The 21902-nt window shown below is 60.1% G+C and carries 25 protein-coding genes; 11 read left to right on the forward strand and 14 right to left on the reverse strand.

All coding sequences use genetic code 11. The annotated features are described in order from the left end of the window. Positions 1-2: 2 nt before the first annotated feature. From AC13QY_RS21440 to AC13QY_RS21455, 4 genes are all read right to left on the reverse strand, one after another. Positions 3-350, reverse strand: coding sequence for a DUF6881 domain-containing protein (locus tag AC13QY_RS21440; RefSeq protein WP_113353826.1), 348 nt, complete (start codon positions 348-350; stop codon positions 3-5). A gap of 75 nt (positions 351-425) precedes the next feature. Then, on the reverse strand, positions 426-1097 hold the full coding sequence (locus AC13QY_RS21445) for an outer membrane protein (RefSeq protein WP_113353827.1): 672 nt from the start codon (positions 1095-1097) through the stop codon (positions 426-428). Between the two features lie 302 nt (positions 1098-1399). Beyond that, on the reverse strand, positions 1400-2098 hold the full coding sequence (locus AC13QY_RS21450; protein ID WP_113353828.1) for a L,D-transpeptidase: 699 nt from the start codon (positions 2096-2098) through the stop codon (positions 1400-1402). A gap of 217 nt (positions 2099-2315) precedes the next feature. Further along, positions 2316-3098, reverse strand: a complete 783-nt coding sequence (locus tag AC13QY_RS21455; RefSeq protein ID WP_113330142.1) for a L,D-transpeptidase — start codon at positions 3096-3098, stop codon at positions 2316-2318. Positions 3099-3400: 302 nt separating this feature from the next. Between AC13QY_RS21455 and AC13QY_RS21460 the strand changes: the two genes are divergently transcribed. Beyond that, a complete protein-coding gene (locus tag AC13QY_RS21460; RefSeq protein WP_113353829.1) occupies positions 3401-4030 on the forward strand; it encodes a DNA-3-methyladenine glycosylase I in 630 nt (209 codons plus the stop codon). Positions 4031-4059: 29 nt separating this feature from the next. Then, entirely contained in the window at positions 4060-4554 is a 495-nt protein-coding gene (locus AC13QY_RS21465) for a hypothetical protein (protein WP_173002507.1), read from the forward strand. A 3-nt stretch (positions 4555-4557) separates the two neighbouring features. On the opposite strand, the gene AC13QY_RS21470 is transcribed toward AC13QY_RS21465, so the two are convergent. After that, positions 4558-5262: an HAD family hydrolase gene (locus AC13QY_RS21470; RefSeq protein WP_015338919.1), complete on the reverse strand. Its 705-nt coding sequence runs from the start codon at positions 5260-5262 to the stop codon at positions 4558-4560. 302 nt (positions 5263-5564) lie between these two features. Between AC13QY_RS21470 and AC13QY_RS21475 the strand changes: the two genes are divergently transcribed. Then, positions 5565-6614, forward strand: a complete 1050-nt coding sequence (locus AC13QY_RS21475; RefSeq protein ID WP_113353830.1) for an aldo/keto reductase — start codon at positions 5565-5567, stop codon at positions 6612-6614. Between the two features lie 48 nt (positions 6615-6662). On the opposite strand, the gene AC13QY_RS21480 is transcribed toward AC13QY_RS21475, so the two are convergent. Further along, positions 6663-7688, reverse strand: coding sequence for a zinc-dependent alcohol dehydrogenase family protein (locus tag AC13QY_RS21480; protein WP_113353831.1), 1026 nt, complete (start codon positions 7686-7688; stop codon positions 6663-6665). A gap of 110 nt (positions 7689-7798) precedes the next feature. Here AC13QY_RS21480 and AC13QY_RS21485 point away from each other — a divergent pair, with 110 nt between their 5' ends. Beyond that, a complete protein-coding gene (locus tag AC13QY_RS21485; RefSeq protein WP_113353832.1) occupies positions 7799-8698 on the forward strand; it encodes a LysR family transcriptional regulator in 900 nt (299 codons plus the stop codon). A gap of 20 nt (positions 8699-8718) precedes the next feature. Here AC13QY_RS21485 and AC13QY_RS21490 read toward each other — a convergent pair whose 3' ends face one another. Next, positions 8719-9015: a YciI family protein gene (locus AC13QY_RS21490; protein WP_113330149.1), complete on the reverse strand. Its 297-nt coding sequence runs from the start codon at positions 9013-9015 to the stop codon at positions 8719-8721. 84 nt (positions 9016-9099) lie between these two features. Here AC13QY_RS21490 and AC13QY_RS21495 point away from each other — a divergent pair, with 84 nt between their 5' ends. Beyond that, on the forward strand, positions 9100-9984 hold the full coding sequence (locus AC13QY_RS21495; protein WP_246661100.1) for a LysR family transcriptional regulator: 885 nt from the start codon (positions 9100-9102) through the stop codon (positions 9982-9984). 39 nt (positions 9985-10023) lie between these two features. Here the strand turns inward: AC13QY_RS21495 and copM are convergent, their stop codons facing one another. The 3 genes from copM to AC13QY_RS21510 form a co-directional block, all read right to left on the reverse strand. Next, a complete protein-coding gene (gene copM, locus AC13QY_RS21500; RefSeq protein WP_113353833.1) occupies positions 10024-10392 on the reverse strand; it encodes a CopM family metallochaperone in 369 nt (122 codons plus the stop codon). Positions 10393-10464: 72 nt separating this feature from the next. Continuing rightward, positions 10465-10875 (reverse strand): hypothetical protein, encoded by a 411-nt coding sequence (locus AC13QY_RS21505; protein ID WP_233788598.1) that lies wholly within the window; start codon positions 10873-10875, stop codon positions 10465-10467. Between the two features lie 30 nt (positions 10876-10905). Next, on the reverse strand, positions 10906-11433 hold the full coding sequence (locus tag AC13QY_RS21510; RefSeq protein WP_113353834.1) for a 2'-5' RNA ligase family protein: 528 nt from the start codon (positions 11431-11433) through the stop codon (positions 10906-10908). A gap of 126 nt (positions 11434-11559) precedes the next feature. On the opposite strand from AC13QY_RS21510, the gene hisS reads away from it, so the two are divergent. From hisS to hisG, 3 genes are all read left to right on the forward strand, one after another. Further along, positions 11560-13083, forward strand: a complete 1524-nt coding sequence (hisS, locus tag AC13QY_RS21515; RefSeq protein ID WP_113353835.1) for a histidine--tRNA ligase — start codon at positions 11560-11562, stop codon at positions 13081-13083. Positions 13084-13278: 195 nt separating this feature from the next. Beyond that, positions 13279-14397 (forward strand): ATP phosphoribosyltransferase regulatory subunit, encoded by a 1119-nt coding sequence (locus tag AC13QY_RS21520; protein WP_113353836.1) that lies wholly within the window; start codon positions 13279-13281, stop codon positions 14395-14397. Beyond that, a complete protein-coding gene (gene hisG, locus AC13QY_RS21525) occupies positions 14397-15092 on the forward strand; it encodes an ATP phosphoribosyltransferase (protein WP_113353837.1) in 696 nt (231 codons plus the stop codon). The genes AC13QY_RS21520 and hisG overlap by 1 nt, the downstream gene beginning before the upstream one ends. Before the next feature lie 76 nt (positions 15093-15168). On the opposite strand, the gene AC13QY_RS21530 is transcribed toward hisG, so the two are convergent. Further along, on the reverse strand, positions 15169-15612 hold the full coding sequence (locus tag AC13QY_RS21530; protein WP_113353838.1) for a DoxX family protein: 444 nt from the start codon (positions 15610-15612) through the stop codon (positions 15169-15171). Positions 15613-15826: 214 nt separating this feature from the next. On the opposite strand from AC13QY_RS21530, the gene AC13QY_RS21535 reads away from it, so the two are divergent. Then, entirely contained in the window at positions 15827-16534 is a 708-nt protein-coding gene (locus tag AC13QY_RS21535) for a glutathione binding-like protein (RefSeq protein WP_113353839.1), read from the forward strand. Positions 16535-16591: 57 nt separating this feature from the next. Here the strand turns inward: AC13QY_RS21535 and AC13QY_RS21540 are convergent, their stop codons facing one another. From AC13QY_RS21540 to groES, 3 genes are all read right to left on the reverse strand, one after another. Then, the gene (locus tag AC13QY_RS21540; protein ID WP_233788597.1) at positions 16592-17038 is read right to left on the reverse strand and encodes a hypothetical protein; all 447 of its coding nucleotides are present in this window, start codon (positions 17036-17038) and stop codon (positions 16592-16594) included. Positions 17039-17615: 577 nt separating this feature from the next. Continuing rightward, positions 17616-19256 carry a chaperonin GroEL gene (gene groL, locus AC13QY_RS21545; RefSeq protein ID WP_113330948.1) on the reverse strand — a complete coding sequence of 547 codons (1641 nt, stop codon included), beginning with the start codon at positions 19254-19256 and terminating at the stop codon, positions 17616-17618. Positions 19257-19330: 74 nt separating this feature from the next. Next, positions 19331-19627: a co-chaperone GroES gene (gene groES, locus AC13QY_RS21550; RefSeq protein ID WP_004109735.1), complete on the reverse strand. Its 297-nt coding sequence runs from the start codon at positions 19625-19627 to the stop codon at positions 19331-19333. A gap of 424 nt (positions 19628-20051) precedes the next feature. On the opposite strand from groES, the gene AC13QY_RS21555 reads away from it, so the two are divergent. Continuing rightward, positions 20052-20900 (forward strand): TIGR01459 family HAD-type hydrolase, encoded by an 849-nt coding sequence (locus tag AC13QY_RS21555; RefSeq protein WP_488493920.1) that lies wholly within the window; start codon positions 20052-20054, stop codon positions 20898-20900. Positions 20901-20915: 15 nt separating this feature from the next. Next, entirely contained in the window at positions 20916-21899 is a 984-nt protein-coding gene (locus tag AC13QY_RS21560; RefSeq protein ID WP_113330950.1) for a bifunctional riboflavin kinase/FAD synthetase, read from the forward strand. Positions 21900-21902: the final 3 nt, after the last annotated feature.

Genomic DNA, 21902 nt, shown 5'->3' on the forward strand with positions numbered 1-21902 from the left:
TCCTAATGCAGCTTGTCCGGCGTGGGCAGGCGATGAGCCTGCCATTCGACCTCGAACCGGTCGGCGGCAATCTGCGTCATGCTGATGCGATCCTGTCCTTCCTCGAAGAAGAGGCCATCCACCAGGCCGGCGATGCCGTCATAGAACGAGCCTTCCACAAGGCTGGTGACTCGCGGCCTCTCACGGCCCAATGCAGCATAGTCGGCAACCGACATACAATGCCGGCGGCCGTCCGCGAACACGTCGATCAGTCGCGGAACATCGCCGGCGACATCGACTTCATAATAAACGATGACTGGCTCCTCGCTTTCCGGATGGATCCAGTCACATCGGTAGTAGAAAAAGCTCATGGCTGAAACATAGCACAAGATCCCCCAAGCCTGAACCGGTTTAAGGGATCGATTGCGACTTCAGCCGGAAGGACGTCAGAAGTTGAACGAAACGCCGAAGTCGAGCGCGTGCGTAAAGACCCTGGTCTTCAGCGTATCGCCGCTGTCGATCGAGACGTTGTTCACGAAGTTGTAGTTGCCCTTATATTCGACGAAGGTCGACCAGTGCTTGGCGAACTGATAGCTGACGCCCGCCTGTGCCTGCAGCGAAGCACCGCCGAACTGGTAGTCGAAGGTTGTGCCCGATGCGCGGGTGACTTCGACGTGCGGCACGTTGATACCGGCACCCAAGCCCACATAGGGCGTCCAGTTGCGGCTCGGATCCTGGAAGCGGTAGAGCGCGTTCAGCGTCAGCATGTTCAGGCCGTCTGTGAATTCGAAATGCGACCAGCCGGGCGTATTGCCGAGATCGCCATAGACCTTCGCATGGGTATAATCGAGCGACACGCCCCAGTTCGGCTTGTCGAACTCATCGAGCCACCAGATGCCGCGGAAGCCGAAATAGGGCGGCATCTTGAAGGATTTGCCCGACCAGTTCGGGTCGAAATCGGCGCCGTCCGACGTGGTCACATTGCTGCCTGTCGCGCCCTGTATGCCGCCGTAAGCGGAAAATTGCATCTCTGCCGAGGCAGAGCTTGCGGCAAATACGAATGCGGAAGTCGCAAGCGCGGCGAATGCCGGCTGCTTGATGCGAAATGCACGATGCATATGAAATCCCCGAATGCCAAAGTGCCGCCATCTAAACGCGCTTCCATGACACTTCTATTGCAGTCATGGGTCGGCAAGTACGGCTTAGGCGGGAAAACTGACGTCAAACTGAAGGCGACGCTCCGTTTTTCAGCGGTGCAGCGTGATAAGTTTCAGGCTGTAACACCGGCGCAACAGTGTCTCCATCCGCGCCTGCATGCAATAGGCTATTACAAGTGATACGGGCATCCTTCCGTGGCGTGAATGATGCCATGCCAGGAAAGGACGCCCGTTATCTTGATGCCTGATTCGGGCGGAGTCTATCAGCCGCCGAACAGGGTTCTCAGCACATCGACGCCGCGATCCTGGTAGCTGACCTCGCCCTGCTTGTTGCCGGGACCGACGACGATGACCTTCGTGCCGACCGGAACGCGGTCATAGAGATCGATCACATCCTTGTTCATCATGCGGATGCAGCCGGAGGACATGTTGAGGCCGATGCTCCATGGCTGGTTGGTCCCATGGATTCGGAAGGCGGTGTCGTTACCGTTGCGATAGAGGTACATGGCGCGCGCGCCGAGCGGGTTATCTTCGCCGCCTTCCTGATAGGCCGGCAGCTTGTGGCCCTTTTTGGCTTCGCGAACGATCATTTCCGGCGGCGGAGTCCAGCCGGGCCATTCCGCCTTGCGGCCGACCTTGACCACGCCCGACCAGCCGAAGCCATCGCGGCCGACGCCGATGCCGTAGCGTCTTGCGCGATTATTGCCTTCGACGAGGTAGAGATACTTGTTGTTGGTGTCGACGATGACTGTGCCCGGCTCCTCGTTCGTTGCCAGCCGCACCATGCGCCGCTGAAACTGCGGCTTCACCTGGCCCTGTGGTTCCATCGCCACCTTGATTACGTCGGCGCGCGTGGCCGACGTCGCAATGGGTGCTGAAGCGGTGAAGGCTGCTGCGTTCGATGCTGCAAGAAGACACGCCGCAACGACACCTGTCGTCACGATCGACAATGCTGCTTTCATAATGGCATTCCCCTCGTTGAATTCGCTAGGAAACTACCGGAACCGACGAAGGGATCAAGATCAAAATGCCCGATGAGGAGAATGGCCTGGAAGAACCGGCCTCTCTTCTATCGCGGATCAGACTATAGTCTGAACTATAGTGGAGGGCTTTCCGGTGCGGCGAATACTGCCCCTTCGATGGGATAGTATCGCCGCACAGGTCCCCCGTCGTTCAAGATTACATGACGGTGACGCGGGTGCCGACCTTGACGCGGTTGTAGAGGTCGATGACATCCTCGTTGCGAAGCCGGATGCAGCCGGAGGAGACGGCACTGCCGATCGTCCAGGGCGCGTTGGTGCCATGGATGCGATAGAGGGTGGAGCCGAGATACATGGCGCGGGCGCCGAGCGGATTGCCTTCACCGCCTTCCATGTGCGCCGGCAGATAATGGCCCTTGGCTGCTTCGCGGGAGATCATTTCGGCCGGCGGCGTCCAGTCCGGCCATTCCTGCTTGCGGGTCACGGTGTGAGCGCCGGCCCATTCGAAGCCCGGCTTGCCGACGCCGACGCCGTAGCGTCGCGCCTTGCCGCCATCCATCACCAGATAAAGGAAACGGTTATTGGTATCGATGACGATGCTGCCGGGCTTTTCCTTCGTCTGATAGTCGACGATCTGCGGCAGGAACTGCGGATCGATCTGGCCACGGATTGCCGGATATTGCGGACGAGCCATGGCGACCTGCTGCACGGCGGGACGTGCAAACAGCCCGCGCGGCTGCACGACTTGGCGCACCTGCGGATTGGCCTGCTGCTCCATTCTGGGATCGGCGGCGCGGCGCGCCATCGGGCGGGGATAGACGACCGGCTGCACGTTGCCGCCGCCAAGCTGCATCACCCAGGGGGCGGTCAGATCGGGACTGACGATGACGGGCGGGCGCGACTGATAGCGATCGTCGGCAAAGGCGGTGGAGGCAAGCAGGCTTAGAGCGCCCGCGGCAAACAGGACGGCATGTTTCATCATCGGACAAACTCTCTACACATGGGCCGAAGATGGGCGCGAAAGCACCCGGTCGAAACCATGGTGCCACTTGCACGCGAGCGAATGGTAAACATCTATTCATCAAAATGCCGCGAAGCCGATAAAGCTTTGTCAGGGTTACCGCTTGGTTTGGACAGATGGTTTGCAAGTGGTAAATCATGAATCGGAATGCGCGGTCGTCGAAGTCAGTCTATGAATTTAAGCGTTTGATTGATCTCAATTTATCCGATAGTTGCATACCGGCTCCCGGTAGCGCCTGCTGAAATAGGGGACGAAACGCGAAAATGGCCGAAACAGGCATTATCACCGGCGAAGATGGCAAGGACCGCTGCTTCTGGCACGGCAATCTGCCGGAATATCAGCGCTATCATGACGAGGAATGGGGTCGGCCTGTTGTCAATGACATCAGACTCTTCGAGAAGATCTGCCTCGAAGGCTTCCAGTCGGGCCTGTCCTGGCTGACGATACTGCGCAAGCGCGAGAATTTTCGCGCCGCTTTTGCGGGCTTCGATTTCGAGAAAGTCGCCAAGTTTGGCGAGGCTGATATCGAGCGCTGCCTCGGCGATGCCGGCATCATCCGCCATCGCGGCAAGATCGTTTCCACCATCAACAATGCTCGCCGCGCCATTGAGATGCGCGACGAATTCGGTTCGCTCGCCCGCTATTTCTGGAGCCATGAGCCGACCGCCGCCGAGCGCCCGGAGATCTTTGACCTTGCCCATCTGCGCGCCAATCCGACCACAGCGGCTTCGGTGCGGATTTCGAAGGATCTGAAGAAACGCGGCTGGACCTTTGTCGGCCCGACCACAGTTTATGCCTTCATGCAGGCCATGGGCCTGGTCAACGACCACATCGAGGGCTGCTATTGCCGGAAAGAGGTGGAGGCGATGCGTTGCGCATTGGTGCGACCGTGAGAGCTGTGCTTCTTGGTCTTTCGCTGACGATGGTTGCGCTGTTCAACGCCGCAGTGGCCCATGCGCAAAGCAATACCCAGCAACAGCAGCTGCCGCAGCTCGATCGTGGCGAAAAGCTTGAAAAGATCGCCCTGCCGGCCGTCCTCGAGCGGCTGACGGGCTGGACGAAATTCGGCAAGGGCAAGGTCTACATGCTGCCGCTGAAGAAGGGCCAGCATGTGCGGATTACCTTCAGCTCGAAGAGCAAATATGCCTATATGGCGATCTTCGACCTCTCGTCGAGCGAGGATGAATCCTTCTTCGGCACGGATGAAGACGGCAACACCGCCGACGTCACCGTCAATGAGGATACGACCTGGCTGATCAAGCCCTATTATTCGCGCGTCACGCGCCGGCGCGGTCTCGGTGCGCCATACGAGATCCTCATCGACCCCAATCCGCCGGCCGCGCAGCAGGCGCCGGCTGATCAGCAGAAGGATCAGGGACCGATGCTGTTTCCGCCGCGTTCGAAGCAGGGACAGTAAGGGTTATTGCAACGCTTCGATCACGCCATGCAATTCGCCGAGATGGCCGATCTTGCGGAAACGTGGTGCGTCGGTCGGTTCCTCGACATGCTCGAACGACCATGTAAGTTCGTGGGGCACGAAGACGCCGTAGCTGCCGGCAGCAAGCGCCGGCACGATGTCCGATTTCAGTGAATTGCCGATCATCATGGCCCGTTCCGGCCCGTCGCCCACCTTGGAAAAGATGCGGCGATAGGTGGACGCATTCTTGTCCGAGACGATCTCGACCGCATCGAAGAGGTCGCCGAGTCCGGATTGCGCAAGCTTGCGCTCCTGATCGAAAAGATCGCCCTTGGTAATCAGCACCAACAGATACTTTCCCGAGAGGGCCTCCAGCGTTTGACGCACATGCGGCAATGTCTCGACCGGGTGGGCGAGGAGATCGCGGCCGATATCGAGGATTTGGGCGATGACGGTCGATGGCACTTCGCCCTCCGTGATCTCGATGGCTGTTTCGATCATCGAGAGGGTGAAACCTTTGATGCCGAAGCCGTAGTGACGAAGATTGCGCTTTTCCGCCTCCAGCAGGCGCGCGGAAATGACGTCGCTTGCGGCGTGATCGGCGAGTAACTCGGTAAACTGCAGTTCCGTCAGCCGATAGAATTGTTCGTTCTGCCAGAGCGTGTCATCGGCGTCGAAGCCGATTGTCGTTAGGGGACGTTGCGTCATCGATCTATCCGTTCTGCGCATGATATGAAGGCTGGAGTCTAATCCGCGCCCGGTCGGACGCAAGAGCAAGCGTCGGTCACCGCATCGTGATCGGTCCGAGGTCTCGCGTTGAAATCGGTTTCCGGTGCATTATGTCCTTGTTGTCTCGATCGCCGCGGAGCCAGAGCCCGGCCTCGACGACTGTCTTATGACCTCCCAGGGCAGTGCCGACAGCGGCTGCCGTGCCGAGGCCAATTCATAGCGAAAAGATAGCGTTCACCGGCCGGAAGAGTCTTCCGGCTGACCACAAGGGAATTTCTCCTATGCGTTACAATCAACTCGGCAATACCGGCCTTTTCGTCTCCGAACTCTGCCTGGGGACGATGACCTTCGGTGAAGCCAATCCCAACACGCCCTGGGGCTCGATCGCAGATGTCGACCAGGCTCTGGCCGACAAGATCGTCGAAGGCTCGCTTGCCGCCGGCGTCAACTTCATCGACACCGCCGACGTCTACTCCTTCGGCAATTCCGAAAAGCTGCTCGGCCAAGCCCTGAAGAATCTCGGCGTTCCCCGCAAGGATGTCGTCATCGCCACCAAGGTCTATGGCGTCATGGGCGACAAACCGAACGATCGCGGCGCCTCGCGCGGCCATATCATGGACTCGGTGCAAGCAAGTCTTGACCGGCTGCAGACCGATCATATCGATCTCTATCAGATCCACGGCACCGATATCGTGACACCGATCGACGAGACGCTGCGGGCGCTGGACGATCTCGTTTCGCGCGGTCTTGTGCGTTATGTCGGCGTCTCCAACTGGCAGGCCTGGCGCATCGCGAAGGCGCTCGGCATTTCCGAGCGCTGCGGTTTCGCCCGCTTCGAGACGGTGCAGGCCTATTATTCCATCGCCGGCCGCGATCTGGAGCGTGAAATCGTGCCTGTCATGGCTGAGGAAAAGCTCGGGCTCATGGTCTGGTCGCCGCTCGCCGGTGGTCTGCTCTCGGGCAAGTATGGCCCGGGCGCCCCGGGCAACGGCGAGGGCCGGCGTGCGAGCTTCGATTTCCCGCCCGTCGACAAGGATCGAGCCTGGGCCTGCGTCGCCGCCATGCGCGAAGTTGCCGAGAAGCATGGTGCAAGCGTCGCCACGGTGGCACTTGCCTGGATCCTGGCGAAGCCCTTCGTCACGAGCATCATCATCGGCGCCAAGCGCCTCGATCAGCTCGATCAGAATTTGGCGGCCGTCAAGCTGAAGCTCGATGCCGACGATATGGCCAAGCTCGATGAGGTCAGCGCGCTTGCGCCCGAATATCCCGGCTGGATGCTGGCCCGTCAGGGTGCCCAACGCGTGCCGCAGCCCTTCGAACCGAAGGCCTGATATCGTTCAAAGCCGGGCCGCAGCTTCTCGCGGCGGCCCGGCTCCACGTCAAAGCTCGATGACGATCTTGCCGAAGGGGCCGCGATCGAGCTGGTCGAAGGCGGCCGGCACCTCGCTGAGTGCATAGCGATGGCCGATGACGGGCTTCAGGCCGATGCTGTCGACCGCGAGCACGAAGTCTTCAAGCGAGCGGCGATGGCCGACGCCGATGCCCTGCACGGTGGGAGACTTTAGCAGCAGCGGTGCCACCGGACCGGAGATGTCGAAGCCCTCGAGGACACCGATAACGGAGATCTGGCCATGAGGCGCCACCGCCTTCAGGGACTGGCCGAAATTCGGGCCACCGGCAATTTCGATGATATGGTCGATGCCACGATCGTTGGTGAGGCGATAGACCTCTTCCACCCAATCGGCTTTGTTGCGGTCGATGCCATGATGAGCGCCCAAAGCCTTGACCCGCTCAAGCTTTTCCGGTCCAGAGGAGGTTACGAAGACCTCGGCGCCCTGGGCCGCGGCGATCTGCAGACCAAACAGCGCCACGCCGCCCGTTCCCTGCACCAATACGCTGTCACCGGGCTTGACCTTGCCGCGTTCCACCAGCGCGAACCAGGCCGTAAGGCCGGCGCAGGGCAAGGTGCTTGCCTCGGCATAATCGAGGCTCTTGGGTGCCGATACGAACCATCCTTCCGGCATGGAGATATATTCGGAGAGCACGCCGGGATAGAAGCCGCCAAGCGTCTTGTAGGGCGGTGTACGTGCATCGCCGAGCGGCTTGCCGTCGATCCAGCCGGGGTGGAAGGTCGAAATGACCCGGTCGCCGACGGAGAATCTGGTTACGTCGTCTCCCACCGCTTCGACGACGCCCGCCATATCGGAGGCCGGCACGAAGGGAAATTGGATCGGTAGGCCCATGCCGGTCTCACGCACGAGCTTGTCGCGATAGTTCAGTGAAACGGCTTTGACTCGCACAAGCACTTCGCCGCGCGCGGGTTTGGATACTGCCGTTTCCGTGAGGTTCAAGGGAGCACCGACGGCAATCGTATCAAGAGTCCAGCGCTTCATAGTCTTCGTCATCATGATCTCCTGAGAGAAATTGGAAGCAATGGACCGAGCATATCGTTGCTTTCTGATCGCCAGTGGCGATATTATTTCCGCTTACTGGTTCCTTAAGGGAAGCAATCATCATGAATGACATGCTCAACGGCATTCCCGAATTCGTGGAGGCGGTCGAAGCCGGCGGCTTTTCGGCCGCGGCGGCGCGCATGAATCTCTCCCGCTCGGCGATCGGCAAGACCATCGCCAGACTGGAGCGGCGCCTGAATGTGCGCCTCTTTCACCGCACCACCCGCATGCAGAGCCTGACGGACGAAGGCCAAGCTTTTTATGAGCGCTGCCGCCGGGCGCTGGATGAGATACAGTCTGGCGAGGCTATGCTGGAATCGGGCAAGCGGGAGGTTACCGGACGTCTTCGTATCTCCATGCCTGTCCTTTTCGGTCGTCGCTGCGCTGCTCCGCTGTTGCTGGAATTGGCGCGTATCCACCCCAAACTTGAGCTCGACCTTTCCTTCAGCGATCGCGTGGTCGATCTCTTCGACGAGGGTTTCGATCTCGCCATTCGCAACGGCGTGTTGCGGGACGAAGCCGGCCTTGCCGCGCGCAAGATCGCCCTCCATCGCATGACGCTATGCGCCTCGCCGGATTATCTAGTCGCCAGAGGTACGCCCCAGACCATTGCCGATCTCGATAGCCACGATCTCGTCGTCTATGCCAGATCGGGAGAAGCCAAGAGATGGACCTTCCTGCAGGAAGATGGAGCGGCCGTCGACTATTTTCCGCAGACGCGGTTGCGTCTCGATGACCTGGAGGTCATTGCGGATGCGGCTGCCGCGGGGATGGGCATTGCGTGGCTGCCCTGTTGGCTGGTGCGGGACTATGTGCGCGCCGGTAAGCTCATGCAGGTGCTCAATGTCTCCAGCCGGCCCGTCAACGTCTATGCCGTCTGGCCGCAGGTGCCACAGCTTTCGCTGAAGATGCGCGTGGTCATCGACCTGCTCGCCGCGCGCCTGCCTGCAATCATGGACTGAGCATGTGACGATGCCTCCGGTTAAAGGAGTGCGCCCTCCGCAAATACCTGGTTCCAACGAAAGACCTTGACGGATTTGCGCAGGCCTGCCGCCCAGAATGGATCTTCCTTCACCAGACGATCGATGGCATCGGCGGTCTCCACTTCGACGAGCCACAGGCCGCCGGCAAAAGCATCGCCCTCCCGGCTGAGTGGTCCCGCCGTCCTGATGGAAGCGGCATTCGCCTCCAGGAAAGCGAAGTGACGAGGCAGATATTCCTTGCGGATCGCGGCGGCGTTTTGTTGATCATCCTCGAACAGGACAGCGAACAGGGTCATCGTTATCTCCTTACTGGATATTTCCAGTCTATGACTGCAATAATGCCGATACACGCGGTAAGTTTGCCGTAAGGAGCTGCAAAATTGCACGACGTCGATTGGAATGACCTGCGCCATATTCTGGCGCTCGCGCGGGGTGGATCCTTTGCCGCCGCCGGCAGAGTGCTTGGCACTGATGCGACGACGGTCGGTCGCCGCCTGCGCATTCTGGAAAAACGCCTCGGCACGACGCTGTTTGCGCGCGATGGAGGTGGCGCCCTATTGCCGACACCAGCGGGCGAGATCGCGGTCGCGAAGGCCGAGACGATCGAGGCCGAAGTCATGGCGCTGTCGGGTGCGTTGGATGCAGCCGATCCCATGGCACTCGGCAAGGTACGCCTCACGGCGGCGCCATCCTTCATCAGCCGGCTGTTGATCCCCGCGCTACCCAGCCTGTTGGCGCAGCATTCCGGCCTGCAATTGGAACTCATCGGCGATTCCAGAAATCTCAACCTGACGCGGCGCGAGGCAGACATGGCGCTGCGCCTTGCAAGACCTGCCGATATGACAAACGGCAAAGTCGTCGCCAGGCGGATCGCGACGCTTGACTATGCTGTCTACGTCGCTGCCGGGCAGGAGAGGCATGCAGAAGATTTGCCGTGGATCATCTATGAAGAGGCAATGGCGCATCTGCCGCATGCCCGCTGGATTGCCGCACAGGCAGAAAAGTCAGGTCGTTCCAGCCAGCTTGCGGTCAACGATGCCGAGGCTCTGCTGCAGGCCGCAGCTTCAGGATTGGGGCGCGCACTGCTGCCGAAAATCCTGGCCGGGAATGTGGGAGGTCTTTGCCGCGTCAATAGCGGCGACAGCAATCTGCCGGTGCGAGAGATGTGGCTGCTGATGCATGCCGAGCTTCGTCCACTCGTGCGCATTCGCGCCGTTTCCGGTTGGTTGGATGGGATATTCCGCCGTCCGCATTCGGAGCGGTAAGAGAGGCGGCAGGGATGCCGCCTCTCGTGATCGGGTGAATTACTTGCCGTGCTTCTGCAGCCAGGCTTTCATTTCCTTGATCTCGGCTTCCTGCGCGGTAATGACGGCTTCCGCCAGTTTGCGCAGTTCGGGATCCTTGCCGTATTTCAGCTCGATCTTCGCCATGTCGATCGCGCCCTGATGGTGCGGGATCATGCCGCGGACGAAATCCGCATCGGCATCGCCGCTATAGTGGATCATCATGTCCTTGTGCATCTTGCCCATGGCGTCGTTGAACGCCTTGCTGGAAGCGCTCTGGTCGCCCATCGGCTTGCTCATGTCCATGCTCTTCATGTCGTCGGCAAGGGCAGGAAGGGCGATCGCAAAGGCGAATACGCCGGCAAGCATCAGCGATTTTGAAGTAGACATAGGGATTCTCTCCGTTTCTGAACGGTATCTGGATTTGAGCGGCAGCGCTCGTCGATTGAATGCAGGAGATCGTCAGGTGAAACGGGGAGGGGGCGCTGTCGGCTGCGGCAGGGAACCGGCAAGGCGCTGGCCGGGCGCCGGCACTGGATAGGAGATGGCGTGTTTGCCGTCTTCGACTGCAAGGGTCGGCATCAAGGCAAGGCAGGCAGCGCAAGACGCCACATGCGCCATGCCGCCGGCGCAAGGATTTTCCGGCTTCGTTTGCTGGGGCTTGCCCATGTTGCCGTGACCGGCCATGCCAGGCATATCGGTGATGCCATCATGTATGCTCATGGTCGCCGACAGGGACATGGCGGAAGCGCAGACAGGGCAATTCGCCAGCGCCGGCATGGCACCGTAAAGCAACCAGGCAATCAGCATTGTCAGGATCGCAAGCGCGCGCATAAACAGAAACCTAGCCGTGCAATCCGTGAAAGCAAGCATGAATTGCATTCCCCGGACACTGGAAGGCGATCAAGGCAGCAGTTTGACTTCCCTGATGATTTCGATCGGCGGAAAGCGGATGCAATCCACCACATCGAAGGTGAGCGTAAACTGGGCTGGCCTTGCGGCCGACCATCTCAGAGCCTCTTCCGCCGCGTTCGCCGGGATCTTCATCGCAATGGTGCAGTGCGGCTGCCAGCGATCCGGGCGGGAATGCTCATGACAAAGGCTAGGGTCGATCTCGTCGTGAATGGCGCGGTGTATGCATCTCAGCACGCGATCGTCGGCTGGGCGCGCCCAAAGCACCAGCATCTCGTCCGGAAAATGGCTGATCCCCGAAAACTCGACCGATAGCGGCGGCACGTTCGCGAAGGCCTTTTGAGCGGCGGCGACGAGGGAGGAAACGGCAATGTCTTCATAGACTGCAAATGTCAGATGCGGCGGATAGTTGAGTGCCAGCATCGATGGAGAGGTTTCGAACCGGCTCGCCTCCCGCCAGAGATCGAGAACCGGACCGGCGCTGTTATCCGTGCATTTCAAAACGATTGCGTGTGGCATGGTTCCCTATGCTGCCTTCTCCGGCTTTTCTCGGTTTTGTCGGCCGCTAACATATAACAATCCTTGCCGCATTCAGCCCAATCCGCTAGTTAACCGCGACTGTTCCCATACCGGATTACCCTAGAGATGAGCGACAAACAAAAGAAACTGCAGAAGCTCAAGGCCCGCCTGCCGCGCGGCTTTGTCGATCGTTCGGCCAGCGACATTCGCGCCGTTAACGAGATGACCTCCAAGATCCGGGCAGTTTACGAGCATTATGGCTTCGATCCCGTCGAAACGCCGCTGTTCGAATATACCGATGCGCTGGGCAAGTTCCTGCCCGATAGCGACCGGCCGAACGAGGGCGTTTTCTCGCTACAGGATGACGACGAACAGTGGATGTCGCTGCGCTATGATCTGACGGCGCCGCTCGCCCGTCATGTCGCTGAGAATTTCAACGAGATCCAGCTTCCCTACCGCACCTATCGCGCCGGCTATGTCTTCCGCAACGAGAAGCCGGGCCCGGGCCGCTTCCGCCAGTTCATGCAGTTTGACGCTGATACCGTCGGCGCGCCGGGCGTACAGGCCGATGCCGAAATGTGCATGATGATGGCGGACACTCTGGAAGCCTTGGGTATCAAGCGGGGCGACTATGTGGTTCGCGTCAACAACCGCAAGGTTCTCGATGGTGTATTGGAAGCCATCGGCCTCGGTGGCGATGACAAGGCTGCCCAGCGGCTGAACGTGCTGCGCGCCATCGACAAGCTCGACAAGTTCGGTCCGGAAGGCGTGGCGCTGCTGCTCGGCCCCGGCCGCAAGGATGAGTCCGGCGACTTCACCAAGGGTGCAGGCCTCAACAGCGACCAGATCGAGAAGGTGCTCTTCTTTGTTGGCATCAAGGACTATGCCGAAAGTGCCGCCCAGCTTGCCGCGCTTGTCGCCGGCACGTCCAAAGGCGGCGAAGGCGTCGAGGAGCTGAATTTCATCGGCAGCCTTGTGACAAGCGCCGGCTATGGAGCGGATCGCATCAAGATCGATCCGTCCGTCGTGCGTGGTCTCGAATATTATACCGGCCCCGTCTACGAAGCCGAGTTGCTGTTCGACGTCACCAACGAGAAGGGCGAGAAGGTCGTCTTCGGCTCGGTGGGTGGGGGCGGTCGTTACGACGGGCTCGTCTCGCGCTTCATGGGCCAGCCGGTGCCGGCCACAGGCTTTTCCATCGGCGTGTCGCGCCTGATGACGGCGCTGAAGAATCTCGGCAAGCTCGGCATGGACGAGGTGATCGAGCCCGTGCTTGTCACCGTCATGGACGGCGATGTCGATGCCATGGGACGCTACCAGCGCTTCACGCAGCATCTGCGCGCCGCCGGCATCCGCGCTGAGATGTTCCAGGGCAACTGGAAGAAGTTCGGCAATCAGCTGAAATATGCCGATCGCCGCGGCTGCCCGATCGCCATCATCCAGGGCGGCGACGAGCGTGCCCAGGGCGTCGTCCAGATCAAGGATCTGATTGAAGGCAAGCGCCTTTCCGGCGAGATCGAGGACAATGCCAGCTGGCGCGAAGCCCGCGTGGCCCAGGAAACCGTGCCGGAAGCCGAGCTGATCGAGAAGGTCAAAGCTATCTTGGCGGCACAGGCGGAAGACCGGAAGAGGGCGCTCGGCAATGTCTGAGTGGATCGAGCAGTCTCGCTTTCCCCTTCTCCCCTCGGGGAGAAGGTGGCCCGAAGGGTCGGATGAGGGGGGCTCTGGGCTCACGCGAGCTATTCGTACGTTGGCGCTCAGAATCCTCGTCACTTCGTTCCTCGGCCCCCTCATCCGCCCTGTCGGGCACCTTCTCCCCGCCGGGGAGAAGGGGAGAATAGCCCCATGCCTCTGATCAACCTCCCGAATTTTGCCAGCGACCTGCTGGACGAATTTTCCGTTCGTGGGACGGAGAGGGTGGATACGCCCATCATCCAGCCGGCCGAGCCCTTTCTCGATATGGCCGGCGAGGATCTCCGCCGGCGCATCTTCATGACCGAAAGCGAAACCGGTGCCAGCCTTTGCCTGCGCCCGGAGTTCACCATTCCCGTCTGTCTGCGCCATATCGAGACCGCCACCGGCACCCCGAAGCGTTACTCCTATCTCGGCGAGATCTTTCGCCAGCGCCGCGAAGGCGGCCATGAGTTCTATCAGGCCGGCATAGAGGATTTGGGTGATGGCAATACGGCGAGCGCCGATGCTCGCGCCATCAGCGATGCCATCGGTATCCTCGATCGCGTGGTGCCCGGTAAACCGCTCTCCGTGACGCTTGGCGATCAGGCCGTGTTCGAGGCCGTTGTGCAGGCGCTCGGCCTGCCATCCGGCTGGCAGAAGCGCCTGATCCACGCTTTTGGCAACATGATGCAGCTCGAAACCTTGCTGGCGCATCTTGCAAGCCCGCAGCCGGTCACCGGGCTCGATGCCCATGTGCTCGATTTCCTGAGCCGTGGCGACGAACAGGGGCTGGTCAGGCATATCGATGCCACCATGCACGCAACCGGCTATTCCACCAATGCCAGCCGCTCGCCGCAGGAGATCGCTCGCCGCCTTCGTGAGAAGCTGGTCCTATCGGAAACGCGGCTCGACGATGCGGCCTTCCGCGTGCTGGAGGAGTTCTTGTCCCTGAGCGTACCGCTCTCGGATGCTTCCGTCGCACTAGCGGGTTTTGCCGACGCGGCAGGTCTGAAGCTGGGGAAGGCCCTGGAAAGCTTCGACGCCCGCGTCGCGGCATTGGCCCGCGCCGGTGTCGATGCTTCCAAGATCGACTATCGTGCCGCCTTCGGTCGCCCGCTCGACTACTATACCGGTCTCGTCTTCGAGGTGACGGTGGAAGGGTCGAGCGCGGTGCTGGCCGGCGGCGGCCGCTTCGACCGGTTGATGACCCTGCTCGGTGCCAAGGACCATATCCCGGCTGTCGGCTTCGCGCTCTGGCTCGACCGTATCGAAACCGTGAGGGCAGCCTGATGACCATTACGATAGCGATTCCTTCAAAGGGCCGGATGAAGGACGATTGCGCCGCGATCTTCGAGCGCGCCGGCATGCCGATCGTCGCCGTCGGCAATGACCGTTCCTATCGCGGCCGTGTCGAAGGCTTTGAAGGTGTCGAGATCGCCTTCCTGTCGGCCTCGGAAATCTCGCGAGAGATCGGCAATGGCAGCGTCGATTTCGGCATCACCGGCGAAGACCTCGTGCGCGAGGGCATGGCGGAGGCTGATCGCCGCGTCGAATTCTGCGCCAGGCTGGGCTTCGGCCATGCCGATGTCGTCGTCGCCGTGCCGGATATCTGGCTCGATGTCGACACGATGGCCGATCTCGGCGATGTCGCCGCCGATTTCCGCGCTCGTCACGGCCGCAGGCTGACGGTCGCGACCAAATACTGGCGGCTGACGCAGCAGTTCTTCTCCAGCCAGCATGGCATTCAGCTCTATCGCATCGTCGAAAGTCTCGGTGCGACGGAAGGGGCACCCGCTGCCGGCTCGGCCGACATCATCGTCGACATCACCTCCACCGGCTCGACGCTTAAGGCGAACCATCTGAAGGTCCTGTCGGATGGCGTCATCCTGCGCTCTGAGGCGTGTCTGGTGCGTGCCCGCAAGGAGAGCCACAATGGCGATCCGATGGTTGAGCGCATCATATCTGCCGTGCGCAGCGCGCTCTGATTTTCCAATTTCCTATTCATGCGAAAAGGCCCGCCGGAATTCCGGCGGGCCTTTTTTCTTGGGAAATATGCAGCAATCAGGCGGCTGCGTAGGCACCGCGGCGTGCGTCGACCGAGTAGACGCCTGCGCCGTTGGTGGCGAGCATGATGTAGGCGCCGGCGAGCGTGATGTTCTTCAGGAAGTTCACGAAGTTTAGGCCGTTGATCCAGCCGTTGGCGGCAGCCGGGAAGTCCGGAACATTGACGGTCGGCAGGTGGAAGACGACGCCGGTGAAGACACAGAAGAGGGCAAGAAGCCAGCCGACGATACGGACCTGGAAGCCGATGAGGACGCAGACGCCGGTGACGAATTCAAACGCGCCGGCAAGATAGGTAAGCAGCGTTGCGGCAGGCATACCGGCGCCGGCAATCATGCCGGCGGTACCTGCAGGATCGGTCAGCTTGCCGAAGCCGGCAAAGATGAACATGAAGGCGAGCAGGATGCGCGCCACAAGAATGATGACGTTGTTGGTATTGGACATGACAGTCTCCAGTAAATTCACTCGGGATCGGGTGGCGACAATTTCTGGAGACAGATATTCGTGATTTTTGGGAGGTTGGAAAGATAAACAACTGCGCACAATTAGTTCACAATCATTGAACAATGGGCCGCTGAGATAACACTTCCCATACAAGCCCTATCGGCTATTGTGGCGGCAAATCAGTTGTCAAATCATAGCCTTCAGGAGCAAGCCCATGGCCGATCTGTCGTCCTTTCCGATCACGAAACGCTGGCCTGCCAGCAATCCGGATATTATCCAGCTCTACTCGCTGCCGACGCCGAACGGCGTCAAGGTGTCGATCGCGCTGGAAGAGCTTGGTCTGCCCTATGAGCCGCATCTGATCTCCTTCGGCACCAACGACCAGAAGTCTCCTGAATTCGTTTCGCTGAATCCGAATGGCCGCATTCCGGCAATCATCGATCCCAATGGTCCCGGCGGCAAGCCGATCGGTCTGTTCGAATCCGGCGCGATCCTGGTCTATCTGGCGGAGAAGACCGGCAAGCTCATGCCAAGCGACGCAGCTAGGCGTTACGAAACGCTGGAATGGGTTTTCTTCCAGATGGCCGGCGTCGGTCCGATGTTCGGGCAGTTCGGCCATTTCTTCAAATTCGCTGCCGAAAAGGTCGCCAATAACCCCTATCCGGTCGAGCGTTATCGCGACGAGGCCAAGCGCCTTCTCGGCGTGCTGGAGAGCCGCCTGCAGGGGCGCGAATGGATCATGGGTGATGAATACACCATCGCCGACATCACCACTTTCCCCTGGGTTCGCGGCGTCGACGTCTTCTATGGCGGCCGCGAGGTTCTGGAGTTCGAAAGTTTCCCTTCGGTCATGGCCTGGCTGGAGCGAGCCCTTGCGCGCCCGGCAAGCCAGCGTGGTCTCAGCATTCCCAAGCGGGATTGATCAGGTTGAACCAAGTAATTGGTCAGGTGAACTCACCCGACCATCATCGACAGCCGTTTACTGCCGGGTGGCGAGCTGGCTGCCCGGTTCCAGCTTGAAGCGTGGAAACAGGAAGACGCCGACCATGCTGCCGGCACGTTGCTTGTCGGCAGCAACGGATTCGCCAACGCACAAGACCGGCTGGCGATGGCCGCCGGTGCCGAGCGTTGTCGTGGAATAACAGAAAGAAGAGTTTGCGGTTGCCGCCTGCTCGAAGAGATCGAGGATACGCGCTCGATCGTGCGGATCATAGCAATGCATGAGGCTCAGCAAGCCACATTCCGAGAAGCTCAGCCCGTGCAGCATCGTGCTCCACTGCCCAAGTTTGATGATGCCGCTTGAAAGATCGCCCGTCCATCCCTCGGAAACACAGAATTGTGCCAGAAGATCGGGGTCATGGCCTTCGAACTCCAGCGAGCCGGGAGCAAACGGTGCGGAAAAATTGGCTTTGGCAATCTTGAACAAGATGATCCCCACAAGAGCGCATGGTTCCCCGCGCCTCACTTCAATTCCGTATTTCCCCGGATGGAAGGTCCCCTTGCATTTTGCGCCGCAGCTTATGGTCGAGGCGTGCCTCCGCTGCTTCGCTGTTGACAATGCTTTTCGGGATGGCGTTCCAGTTTATGAAGTCATTTCAAGTAATAAATCCGGACAGTGCCAGCGCTCAAGGTCATGATCATACCAAGCCGCAGGTTAAGCCTGTCCAAAAGAAGTAAAAATTACGTGTATTGCAGCTAACTCTCCAAAATCGCTGCGCTGCGAGTTATAGGGGCTTTTTCGAAAACAGCAATGGGCAAGTTGCAAAATTTGCAATACGACAGAATCTTGCAGGAATTGCAGTTGTACAGTTTCGGCACAATTAAAAAGGGCGACCCGAGGGCCGCCCTTCATCAATTCTGGATGTCGGATTGAACAATCGCAACAGGCCGTTGGCCTATCACATCATGTCCATGCCGCCACTTCAGGCCGCTTGGCGGCCTGAAGCACTAAAGTGCATGGGCGAAGCTTTATGGACATTCCTGCGATTAGGCCTGTTGGCCTATCACATCATGTCCATGCCGCCCATGCCACCCATGCCGCCCGGCATGCCAGCAGGGGCATCCTTCTTCGGCAGTTCGGCGATCATGGCTTCAGTGGTGATCAGCAGCGAAGCAACCGAAGCTGCGTCCTGCAGAGCCGTGCGAACGACCTTGACCGGGTCGACGATGCCCATGGCGATCATGTCGCCGTAAACACCCGTCTGAGCGTTGTAGCCCCAGTTGTCTTCGTTCTTGTCGAGGATCTTGCCGACAACGATCGAAGCTTCGTCACCAGCGTTTTCAGCGATCTGGCGAGCCGGGGACTGCAGAGCGCGGCGAACGATGTTGATGCCAGCTTCCTGGTCTTCGTTTTCGCCCTTGACCGAGATCTTGACGGAAGAACGCAGCAGAGCGGTACCGCCGCCCGGTACGATGCCTTCCTGAACGGCAGCGCGCGTCGCGTTCAGAGCGTCGTCGATGCGGTCCTTCTTTTCCTTGACTTCGATTTCCGTCGAGCCGCCAACGCGGATAACGGCAACGCCGCCAGCGAGCTTTGCAAGGCGTTCCTGCAGCTTTTCGCGGTCGTAGTCAGAGGTGGTTTCTTCGATCTGGGCCTTGATCTGGGCAACACGGCCTTCGATGTCAGACTTGGCGCCAGCGCCGTCGACGATCGTGGTGTTTTCCTTGGAGATCGAAACCTTCTTGGCGCGGCCGAGCATGTCGAGGGTGACAGACTCGAGCTTGATGCCGAGATCTTCGGAGATGACAGTGCCGCCCGTCAGGATGGCGATGTCTTCCAGCATGGCCTTGCGGCGGTCGCCGAAGCCCGGAGCCTTGACAGCAGCGATCTTCAGACCACCACGCAGCTTGTTAACGACGAGGGTTGCAAGAGCTTCGCCTTCGACGTCTTCAGCGATGATGAGGAGCGGCTTGCCGGTCTGAACGACGGCTTCGAGAACCGGGAGCATGGCCTGCAGGTTCGAGAGCTTCTTCTCGTGCAGGAGGATGAAGGCGTCTTCGAGGTCGGCCACCATCTTTTCCGGGTTGGTTACGAAATAGGGGCTGAGGTAGCCGCGGTCGAACTGCATGCCTTCGACGACTTCGAGTTCGGTTTCGGCGGTCTTGGCTTCTTCAACCGTGATGACGCCTTCGTTGCCGACCTTCTGCATGGCTTCAGCAATATCGAGACCGATCTGCTTTTCGCCGTTTGCGGAGATCGTGCCGACCTGGGCAACTTCTTCCGAAGTGTTGATCTTCTTGGCCTTGGCGAGCAGGTCCTTGACGACTTCTGCAACAGCGAGGTCGATGCCGCGCTTCAGATCCATCGGGTTCATGCCGGCTGCAACAGCCTTGGCGCCTTCGCGTACGATTGCCTGGGCAAGAACGGTTGCGGTGGTGGTGCCGTCACCGGCAACATCGTTGGTCTTCGAAGCGACTTCGCGCACCATCTGGGCGCCCATGTTCTCGAACTTGTCTTCGAGTTCGATTTCCTTGGCGACGGAAACGCCGTCCTTGGTGATGCGCGGAGCGCCGAAGGACTTGTCGATAACGACGTTACGACCCTTCGGGCCGAGCGTGACCTTCACTGCGTCAGCGAGGATGTCGACGCCACGAAGCATCTTTTCGCGGGCGCTGCGGCCGAATTTTACTTCTTTAGCTGCCATGTTTGAAACTCCTGAATTCGCGTTTTCCGGGCTTTAAGGCCCGTCAGCTGTATCGGAAAAGGGAACCGGCCGGATTAGCCGATGATGCCCATGATGTCGGCTTCCTTCATGATCAGAAGGTCTTCGCCGTTGAGCTTGACTTCGGTGCCGGACCACTTGCCGAACAGAACGCGATCGCCAACCTTGACGTCGAGTGCTACGACCTTGCCGGATTCATCGCGAGCGCCGGAGCCGACGGCGACGATTTCGCCTTCCTGCGGCTTTTCCTTGGCGGTATCGGGAATGATGATGCCACCCTTGGTCTTTTCTTCCGACTCGACGCGGCGAACGACGACGCGGTCATGAAGGGGGCGGAAATTGGTGCTTGCCATTGTCTAATCCCTCGATCAAATGACATTCACGGATCAGCGGAGATCCGTATGGATTTTGTTAGCACTCATCCTTGGAGAGTGCTAGCGACGGTGATTTAGGGGTGGCTTCCGGACGAGTCAAGGACAGCACTGTGAATTTTTTGCGGCGCGTAACGGCTTGTTTTGAGGATGATTAACGCCCATGGCAGTGGCGTGTAGCACGTCGTTGCGAAGTTCCTCTCATTTTCCCCTCTTCAGAAAGGGTCAGGTCGCACCTTTTCGAGAGCGTCATGCTGTTGCTTCCGCTGCGCAATCTTGCAGCTCGCCGAGCTTGCACATGTCTGCTTCTCAGGCCTTGTGCGCCGCAAAAACCTTGCATGCCGCTCTTGTAATTTGCCGGCCGGTTTGCGATGTCAGCCCGTGATTTATTTGATGCGAGGATGGCATGGGCAAACGGATCGAGAGCTTTCGCGACATCGGCGGACTTTATGATGTTGCGCTCTGCGATGTCTGGGGCGTGCTCCATAACGGCGTCACCGCCTACAAGGAGGCCTCCATCGCGCTCGAAGCGGCCCGCGGCGAAGGCCTTGCTGTCGTCCTCATCACCAACTCTCCACGCGTCGCTCCGAAGGTCGTCGAGCAGCTGCGTGCGATCGGGGTTCCCGACAGCGTTTACGATCGCATCATCACCTCGGGCGATGTCACCCGCAGGCTGATTGCCGAGGGACCGAAAAAGGTGTTTCTGCTCGGCCCCGAGCGTGACATCGGCATCCTGGAAGACCTTGACGTTCAGCGCGTCGACGCTGGCGAGGCCGAAAGCATCGTCTGCACCGGTTTCTTTGACGACGAGACCGAAACACCTGACGATTATACCGACATGCTGACGGCCTGGTCGGCTCGCAAGGTGCCGCTGATCTGCGCCAATCCGGATCTTGTGGTCGAGCGCGGCCACCGCATGATCCCCTGCGCCGGCGCTATGGCCGCCTATTATGAGCGGCTTGGTGGCCAGACGCGCATCGCCGGCAAGCCGCACCAGCCGATCTACGATGCCGCGATCGCGGCGGCCCGCGAGGTGAAAAGCGAGTTTCCGCTGTCGCGTGTCGTGGCGATCGGCGACGGCATGCCGACCGACGTGCGCGGCGCACTCGATTACGGCCTCGATCTTCTTTATATCAGCCATGGCATCCACGCCCGCGAATATGTCGTCGAGGGGCATACGGATGAGGCCGCGCTCGGCGCCTTCCTGGCGCGCGAGCAGGCCTCGCCGAAGTGGTGGATGCCGCGCCTTGTCTGAGGAGAGTGGCAGTCGATGACCGTTTTCCATCGCAACGAAACCCGCGAGCCGCTTCCCGATGCCCTGAAGGGCGGGGTGGTCGCCATCGGCAATTTCGACGGTGTGCACCGCGGCCATCAGTCTGTGCTGACACGTGCGCTGGAGATCGCCAGGGAGCGCGGCGTGCCGGCGCTGGTGCTCACCTTCGAGCCGCATCCGCGCACCGTCTTCAAGCCCGATCAGCCTGTTTTCCGTCTGACGCCTGCGCCGCTCCGAGCACGTCTCCTCGAAGCGCTCGGCTTCAACGCCGTCATCGAATATCCCTTCGATCGCACCTTCTCGCAGCGTTCGGCGGACGAGTTCGTCCACTCGATCCTGATCGACTGGCTGCACGCGTCGGAAGTCGTCACTGGCTTCGATTTCCATTTCGGCCATGATCGCCAGGGAGGCCCCGCCTTCCTCATGAATGCCGGTAGTCACAATGGTTTCGGCGTGACGCTGATCGATGCCTTCCGCGACGAAAACACGGAGGTCATCTCGTCGAGCCGCATTCGTGCGCTGCTCGCGGAAGGCGATGTCGCCCAAGCCGCCGGTCTGCTTGGCTATCGCTATACCGTTCAGGCGCCCGTTATCGGCGGCGAGAAGCTCGGCCGCACGCTCGGCTTCCCGACGGCAAATATGCAGCTGCCGCCGGAGTCATCGCTGAGGGCAGGCATCTATGCGGTTCGCTTCCGAACGGCCGATGGCGTCGTCCGCGATGGGGTCGCCAGCTACGGCCGGCGTCCGACGGTAACGGATAACGGCGCGCCGCTGCTGGAGACCTTTGTCTTCGATTTCAGCGGCGATCTCTACGGACAGGTCTGTTCGGTCTCTTTCTTCGGCTATCTCCGCCCCGAACTGAAGTTCGAAGGTCTCGACCCGCTGGTCGCGCAGATCCGCAAGGATGAGGACGAAGCACGCGCGCTGCTTGCCGGCGTCCAGCCGCTCAGCGAGCTTGATCGCGCCATCGCCTTCGACTGATAT

The sequence above is a fragment of the Martinezella sp. CNPSo 3795 genome (assembly GCF_057784475.1).

Bases quoted from the DNA above. Each gene is read 5' to 3' on its own strand.
- groES (WP_004109735.1), bottom strand. From the start codon at position 19,627: ATGGCAAGCACCAATTTCCGCCCCCTTCATGACCGCGTCGTCGTTCGC.
- AC13QY_RS21510 (WP_113353834.1), bottom strand. From the start codon at position 11,433: ATGCCACACGCAATCGTTTTGAAATGCACGGATAACAGCGCCGGTCCG.
- AC13QY_RS21440 (WP_113353826.1), bottom strand. From the start codon at position 350: ATGAGCTTTTTCTACTACCGATGTGACTGGATCCATCCGGAAAGCGAG.
- AC13QY_RS21505 (WP_233788598.1), bottom strand. From the start codon at position 10,875: ATGCTTGCTTTCACGGATTGCACGGCTAGGTTTCTGTTTATGCGCGCG.
- AC13QY_RS21485 (WP_113353832.1), top strand. From the start codon at position 7,799: ATGAATGACATGCTCAACGGCATTCCCGAATTCGTGGAGGCGGTCGAA.
- AC13QY_RS21535 (WP_113353839.1), top strand. From the start codon at position 15,827: ATGGCCGATCTGTCGTCCTTTCCGATCACGAAACGCTGGCCTGCCAGC.
- AC13QY_RS21465 (WP_173002507.1), top strand. From the start codon at position 4,060: ATGGTTGCGCTGTTCAACGCCGCAGTGGCCCATGCGCAAAGCAATACC.
- AC13QY_RS21460 (WP_113353829.1), top strand. From the start codon at position 3,401: ATGGCCGAAACAGGCATTATCACCGGCGAAGATGGCAAGGACCGCTGC.
- AC13QY_RS21560 (WP_113330950.1), top strand. From the start codon at position 20,916: ATGACCGTTTTCCATCGCAACGAAACCCGCGAGCCGCTTCCCGATGCC.
- hisS (WP_113353835.1), top strand. From the start codon at position 11,560: ATGAGCGACAAACAAAAGAAACTGCAGAAGCTCAAGGCCCGCCTGCCG.
- AC13QY_RS21480 (WP_113353831.1), bottom strand. From the start codon at position 7,688: ATGACGAAGACTATGAAGCGCTGGACTCTTGATACGATTGCCGTCGGT.
- AC13QY_RS21470 (WP_015338919.1), bottom strand. From the start codon at position 5,262: ATGACGCAACGTCCCCTAACGACAATCGGCTTCGACGCCGATGACACG.
- AC13QY_RS21455 (WP_113330142.1), bottom strand. From the start codon at position 3,098: ATGATGAAACATGCCGTCCTGTTTGCCGCGGGCGCTCTAAGCCTGCTT.
- AC13QY_RS21475 (WP_113353830.1), top strand. From the start codon at position 5,565: ATGCGTTACAATCAACTCGGCAATACCGGCCTTTTCGTCTCCGAACTC.
- AC13QY_RS21555 (WP_488493920.1), top strand. From the start codon at position 20,052: ATGGGCAAACGGATCGAGAGCTTTCGCGACATCGGCGGACTTTATGAT.
- AC13QY_RS21450 (WP_113353828.1), bottom strand. From the start codon at position 2,098: ATGAAAGCAGCATTGTCGATCGTGACGACAGGTGTCGTTGCGGCGTGT.
- AC13QY_RS21530 (WP_113353838.1), bottom strand. From the start codon at position 15,612: ATGTCCAATACCAACAACGTCATCATTCTTGTGGCGCGCATCCTGCTC.
- copM (WP_113353833.1), bottom strand. From the start codon at position 10,392: ATGTCTACTTCAAAATCGCTGATGCTTGCCGGCGTATTCGCCTTTGCG.
- hisG (WP_113353837.1), top strand. From the start codon at position 14,397: ATGACCATTACGATAGCGATTCCTTCAAAGGGCCGGATGAAGGACGAT.
- groL (WP_113330948.1), bottom strand. From the start codon at position 19,256: ATGGCAGCTAAAGAAGTAAAATTCGGCCGCAGCGCCCGCGAAAAGATG.
- AC13QY_RS21490 (WP_113330149.1), bottom strand. From the start codon at position 9,015: ATGACCCTGTTCGCTGTCCTGTTCGAGGATGATCAACAAAACGCCGCC.
- AC13QY_RS21445 (WP_113353827.1), bottom strand. From the start codon at position 1,097: ATGCATCGTGCATTTCGCATCAAGCAGCCGGCATTCGCCGCGCTTGCG.
- AC13QY_RS21520 (WP_113353836.1), top strand. From the start codon at position 13,279: ATGCCTCTGATCAACCTCCCGAATTTTGCCAGCGACCTGCTGGACGAA.